This window comes from Chitinophaga sp., assembly GCF_035564935.1.
Taxonomy (GTDB): domain Bacteria; phylum Bacteroidota; class Bacteroidia; order Chitinophagales; family Chitinophagaceae; genus Chitinophaga.
On sequence record NZ_DATMTE010000980.1, the window covers coordinates 1 to 5996 of the forward strand.

Sequence of the window (5996 nt, forward strand, 5' to 3'; positions counted from 1 at the left end):
CAGGCGCTATTTCCAGGTACCTGCAGGGCGATATACCTCCTTCGCAGGTTTCGCTGTTATTACCTTATTATGGCGCCGTATGGAAAAAAGGAAGAGACGGCAGTCCGGATGTTTTCAGCCGGTATGTGAGCTACACCGATATCCGTAAACAGTATCCTTCTGATACCGTTCCCATCTTCGATGAAACTACTGCTACCTTTTTTATAGAAGTAAAAGATCAGTATGGTGCAGTAAAGGAAGAGATCTGGTTTGATGATGGTATCAGTATGGCTATGAAATATGATTTTGTGCTGAAGAATAAACTCGGTGGTGTAGCCTTGTGGACGCTGGGTGCTGATAATGGAACTACAGATCTTTCTGATGCGCTGGTAGACAAATTTGTGGTAACCGATACGCTTTTCCTGGATACGGTTTCCCTGTATCCACCCATCCCAAAGAATTTAACCTTCTGGCAGCGCGTAAAAAGGGAACTTCGCATTTATACTATTTTATTCAAGGACCCCTGTAGTGTAGATATATCGCAATATGAAGGCGATACTTATTTCATTTATTTCACGATTGGGTTCTTTGTTTTGTTCCTCATTGCCGGCGCTGCCTATTTTTATTTTGTGAAAACGCAGGGAGACGACTGGAAGTGGCGGAAGAAATTACTGGTGCTGTTGATTGTATTGATCCTGCTTACCGTAGTGAGTGGGTTTATGGCGCTTTTTCTTAATAAGGAAATGTCGTTTGTAGGCATCAGCAGTGTGCCGGGGCAATGTCATAGCGTACCACTGGTGAGTGTGTTGGCCATATTGGGTATTGGATTTGTACTTGGGTTACTGATCATGCACTTTTTCCTGCAACCGTTCTTGAAAGATGATGATGTGCCTTAACCGGATAAAAGAAGGGAGATGACAAGCGGCCATCTCCCTTCTTAAAAAAATAATACTACTTTTTATTCCACCACACCGGCTGATTGATATAAGTAGGGCTGCTGGCTGTTGGATCAGCGCTCAGTACCTGCTCACTATTATAATTGATCTCATAACTGGCTACGGCAAAGCGGCGCGGCCAGTCGGTTTGAGCAGGATAATACAGGCTGTTCACATGCGCAGGACGTTTAAATCCTTTGTAAACGCCTGTTGCTTCGTTATAATTTCCGGCTGCATCGGTACAGTAATTCAACCGTCGCAGGTCTGCCCAGTTCTCCGGGGAATACGACAAGGCAATGTACTTTTGGATCATGATGTGGCTGATGTTGAGCTGTGCCGGCGACTGCACCACGGAACTGCTGTTCAGGAATGCGTCTATAGTGCCTGCGGGAATATCCATCAGTTCCATATGCGCGCGGATCCCAGCTTTATAGGCGGTTAATGCCTCTGTGTTCTTCGACTGTTTGATCAGGATCTCTGCTTCAATAAAACGCAGTTCAGCATTGGTAAACAACAGGCCTTTGGCGCCCCTGCGGGTGTACCAGGTACCGGTAGATTGTATACGGTCGGTAGCCGCTGGCGCATACGGTGTTTTACGCAGGATCACGTAACCGGAATCCTGGTTGGAAAAAGTATTGGTAATGGTGCTGTAGGTGTAAGATAAGGGCCTGGTATTGGTAAGTCCGGAAGTCATATCTACCGCCTGCGTACGATGCATTACCCCATTCTGGTCTGCCGTGCTGGGAATAAGCAGGTCTATTCTCGGATCTTCCATATCAGTAGCTCCTTTAGGCGCGCCTGTATAATTGTTGGTGAGATAGTCCATATACAGTTTTGTGATCCTCGCCGTAGTAGCCGTGTTGGTATATTGTAAGGCTTGTTTATCAGACGCACTCACATCCGGCCCTTCATCCACATACTGCATCACCGTGCTTTGGTCTTTTGATTGCGCTCCTTTTGATGCCGCATCCAGTACCGCCTGCGCGTTAAAGTTGGGTAACCCGGAAGTATGGTTCAGCCAGCGGGCTTTTAAACCATAAGCCAGGCGTATCCATTTGTCGGTGCTGCCGTTGTTGAGTATATCTCCTTTAGACAGTGGCGGTGCAGTAGGGCCCTGTGTTTTCTGCAGGTCGGCGATAGCTTCATCCAGCAGCGCCAGTACTTTTTCCTGGACGTAGGCGCCCTGGTCAAATTTTGGCGTGATGGTGCTGGGATCATCAAACTGGTCATAAGGCAACATGCCAAATACATCCGACAGTGTGCCAAAGCCCCAGGCTTTAATGATCTTGGCGGCGCCGATATAGTGATAAGCCTGTACTTTTTCAGCGGCAGTGATCAGCGGTGTTACATTCACGGCGGCATTTACATACCAGCACTGCCAGGGCCATTGTATGTTGGTAGTGTTGGATACCCAGGCAGTAAGATTGTAGTTGCTTCCACCGGCGGCATACACACTGGCGAGTTGCTGTGAAAGATAGGCGGCACGGGTGCCGGTGCTTTCATATGCATCGCAGAACTGTGCAATGAGCGGTGGAAGCCGCTGTTCTGCAGTAGGTACCGTTGAATTGGCGCTATTGGGATTGTCGTTCACATCTACCCATTTCTTACAGGAAGCAAGGGTAAACGACAGGCTGATAAGCAAAAATATTTTTTTCATTTTCCGCACGTTTAGAATTTAAGATTTAAACCAATGGCAAATCCTGCGGTGGCAGGCACCCCGCAGTAATCGATACCGGAAGAACCGGAGCCTATTACACCTGCGCCGGCAGTACTGGTTTCAGGATCCATACCGGAGTAGTTGGTGAACAGTACCAGGTTGGTACCGGTGGCAGTTACGGTGGCATCTCTCAGCCAGCGCATACTGCTGAGCCATGTTTTGGGAAGCGACCAGGAAAGCGAAACAGAGCGGAGCCTCATCCAGTTTACTTTCTCCAGGAAGAAAGGCGCATTCTTTACATAGATGTCGCGGTAGTATTTTTCGGAAGCTACTACCTTTCTGTCTACAGGCTCAAACTTACCTGTGGCGGGGTTTTTAGCCACACCGGTAAAGGAAATTTCGCTGTCCCGGTTTAGTGTCCGTTCACTCAAGCCATAAGCTGTCAGCAGGTAGTCGGTGCCGTTAAACACATCTCCGCCTACCCGGAAATCCCAGAGGAAAGAAAAATTAAACTGCTTGTAACTAAAACTGTTGTTCAGTCCGCCCAGGAAATCGGGCTCACGGTTACCTATATACGTAGTAAGGGCAGTAGTGGGAATAGGGTAGCCGGTATTCCAGTCGAGCAACAGGTTACCATTCTCATCTTTCTGCCATACAGAACCACTCACTCCCATAAACACGCCGCCATCAAAGGATGCAGCCTGCCCAACGGCCAGGTGCACATCTGTTACATACAGGATAGGCAGCGAGCCTGGAAGGGATTTTACTATGCCTTTGTTATGCGAAGCGTTGAGCGCTATGTCCCAGCTGAAGTTTTTCCGCTTGATGGGCGTGGCGTTTACAGATATTTCAATGCCTTTGTTTTCAATAGTACCGGTATTCACGGAGCTGAGAATATAACCGGTAGCGTTACTTACTCTCGGCGTGAGGATCTGGTCGCGGCTGGTGGTAACGTACCAGGTGAAATCAAAACCCAGTCGCCCGTTCAGGAAACGCATTTCGGTACCAAACTCAGTGGAGGTGGTGGTTTCGGGCTTCAGGTTATCATTGCCTCTCGACCAGTAATTGCGGAAGCCGCCGCCAATGGTAAGTTCAGGCCCGAACAGGTAGGTATTGGTCTGGTAAGTGGGAGCGTCTTTACCCACCTGCGCCCAGGAAGCCCGCAGTTTACCAAAGCTGAGTACATTGTTCTTAGGCAGCAGTTCTGTGAACACCAGGCTTCCGCTTACAGACGGATAAAAGAACGATTGGTTCTGAACGGGCAGGGTAGAGGCGATGTCGTTACGCCCGGTGGCGCTCAGGAACACGATGTTCTTGTACGACAGCCGCAGGTCGCCATAAAAACCTGCCAGCCTTCTGCGGGAAATTCCCTGGCTGATATACTGGTTTTCCTTGGCTGCGTTATTAATACTGATAAAGCTGGGGATGGTGAAGTTTTCTGCACGGGCGGAATTGGATTTCGTGTAGGCGTCTTCGGTAGTGGCGCCCAGCAACAGGCTCGCATCCCAGTCTTTATGAAACGTTTTATGGAAATTCAACATCAGGTTGGAGTTCACATAATTGTAATTCCGGTCTGTTTCAGATAACATCCCGTTCTGCCAGCCTTCTTTTACACTGGAGCCCGGTGAAATCAGGTTGCGCAGCTGTGTATAATAGTTATCTATCCCCAGCCGGTACGTAGCGTCAAACCAGCTTGTCACTTTTACATTCACGTAGGCGGTTCCTATAAAGCGGGTGGTTTTGTCCGACTGCGGGTTGCGATAAATGATCCAGTAAGGGTTGTCAACATCGGTATCCAGCGGGATATCGGGCAGCAACCGGTGCTTGGAGCCGTCGGCATTCAGCCATACTTTCATGTCATCGTTACGGGGCCATGCCACTATACTTTCCATGTAGCCGGAGCCGCCGGAGGCCCACAGGCCGCTTCCTGTAAGCGTTTTCTGGGTTTCACTCCGCGCATAGGTAGCGTTTACGCCAAAGGTGAAAATGCCGATCTTCTGCTCGCCGTTGAACCGCAGCGTTGAACGTTCAAAGTCGGTGGAAGGCACTACGCCCGACTGGTTCAGGTTGGAGCCTGATAAATAGAAATTGCCATTGGCAGTACCTCCTGAAACGGTGAAGCTGTTATCAAATGCGTTGGCGGTTTTGAAGAAGTCTTTCATGTTGTTATAGATCTTATCGCCTGCATCAAATTTATTGCCCCACGACAGCGCCGTTTGATCTGTAAAGGTGCCGCTGTAATGGGAGCCTTGTTTATAAACGCTTTGCTGTTTGGGCAGGCGGTTCACCCAATTGGTGATATAGCGGCTGTTAACGGAGGCGGCTATATTACCGGCTGTTCCCTTTTTGGTGGTGATAACAATAGCGCCCGCAGCGGCACGCAGGCCGTAAAGTGCGGCGGCAGCAGGTCCCTTCAGTACGGAAATGGATTCTATATCTTCCGGGTTAATATCCATTGCGCGGTTGCTGTAAGTAGTGCTCTGGTTAATGGAACCGTCAAATGCACTGTTATCGCCCTGGCCGGTGGAGTTATCCATTGGCATGCCATCGATGATGAACAGTGGCTGGTTGTTGCCTTCCAGAGAGGTGCCTCCGCGGATCACGATAGACGCAGAAGCGCCGGGAGCGCCCCCGGAGTTGGTAATGTTGAGCCCCGCAATTTTCCCGTTGAGGGAATTAACAAGGTTGGGGTCCTTGTTTTTTAATAACTCGGCCGATTTGATGTCCTGTACGGAGTAGCCGAGCGCCTTCTTCTCTTTTTTGATCCCCATACCTGTTACAATCACCTGTTCAAGTGAGCTGGAGGCAGTAAGCATCTTTACATCGATCGTAGTGCTGTTTCCCACAGGGATACGTTGGCTCTCATAACCGATGAAGGAAAATTCCAGGACTTCGCCGGGGTTGGCCCCAATGCGGTAATGGCCTGCAACATCCGTCAGGGCATTACGGTTGCTGCCTTTAATTCTGATGGTAACGCCTGGTAGCGGGTTGCCGTCGTCGGCCAACACAGTGCCGGTAATGGGTTTGGGTTCCTGTGCATAAGCGGTGTTGGGCAACATTAACAGTACCAGTGATAGCATCACTAATAGCCGGAGAGGTTTTCTCATGTGCGGTTGTTTTAAATGAAACTGATATTTGGTTGAGAATTACACGCGTGTTTAGATTTACAGGTTGTTTACATGATGTTGTTTCTACAATCGAACGCCGGTTGTGTTAAAGGAACGGGCTGTATTTTGGTTGAATTAAAGTACGGGCAACTAAAAATGATTCTCTATAAGCTATACTAAGATAAGGGCAAAAACGACTTGTAGCTAATATTAAATTCTCTTTTTTTGAGGGAGCTTTTGCGAGGGTGGTTAAAAAACGTTGGGGAGATAGAGAGCAGCATAGCACAACCGTTCCCGGCAGGAAAGGTAGCAGCAGCC

The 5996-nt window shown here is 48.9% G+C and carries 4 protein-coding genes; 1 reads left to right on the forward strand and 3 read right to left on the reverse strand.

Annotated elements, in window-relative coordinates; all coding sequences use genetic code 11:
* Positions 1–875, forward strand: an 875-nt coding sequence (locus tag VN105_RS25445) for a glycosyl hydrolase family 18 protein (RefSeq protein ID WP_325645545.1), incomplete at its 5' end; no start/stop codon positions are given.
* Positions 876–930: 55 nt separating this feature from the next.
* Here VN105_RS25445 and VN105_RS25450 read toward each other — a convergent pair.
* The 3 genes from VN105_RS25450 to VN105_RS25460 form a co-directional block, all read right to left on the reverse strand.
* Positions 931–2571 (reverse strand): SusD/RagB family nutrient-binding outer membrane lipoprotein, encoded by a 1641-nt coding sequence (locus tag VN105_RS25450; RefSeq protein WP_325645546.1) that lies wholly within the window; start codon positions 2569–2571, stop codon positions 931–933.
* 11 nt (positions 2572–2582) lie between these two features.
* Complete coding sequence (locus tag VN105_RS25455; protein ID WP_325645548.1) at positions 2583–5678, reverse strand: SusC/RagA family TonB-linked outer membrane protein; 3096 nt, start codon at positions 5676–5678, stop codon at positions 2583–2585.
* Positions 5679–5784: 106 nt separating this feature from the next.
* Positions 5785–5996 (reverse strand): hypothetical protein (locus VN105_RS25460; RefSeq protein WP_325645550.1); only part of this gene is annotated, 212 nt, incomplete at its 5' end.

Coding starts and splice junctions, on each gene's coding strand:
- VN105_RS25455 (WP_325645548.1), bottom strand. CDS start 5,678: ATGAGAAAACCTCTCCGGCTATTAGTGATGCTATCACTGGTACTGTTA.
- VN105_RS25450 (WP_325645546.1), bottom strand. CDS start 2,571: ATGAAAAAAATATTTTTGCTTATCAGCCTGTCGTTTACCCTTGCTTCC.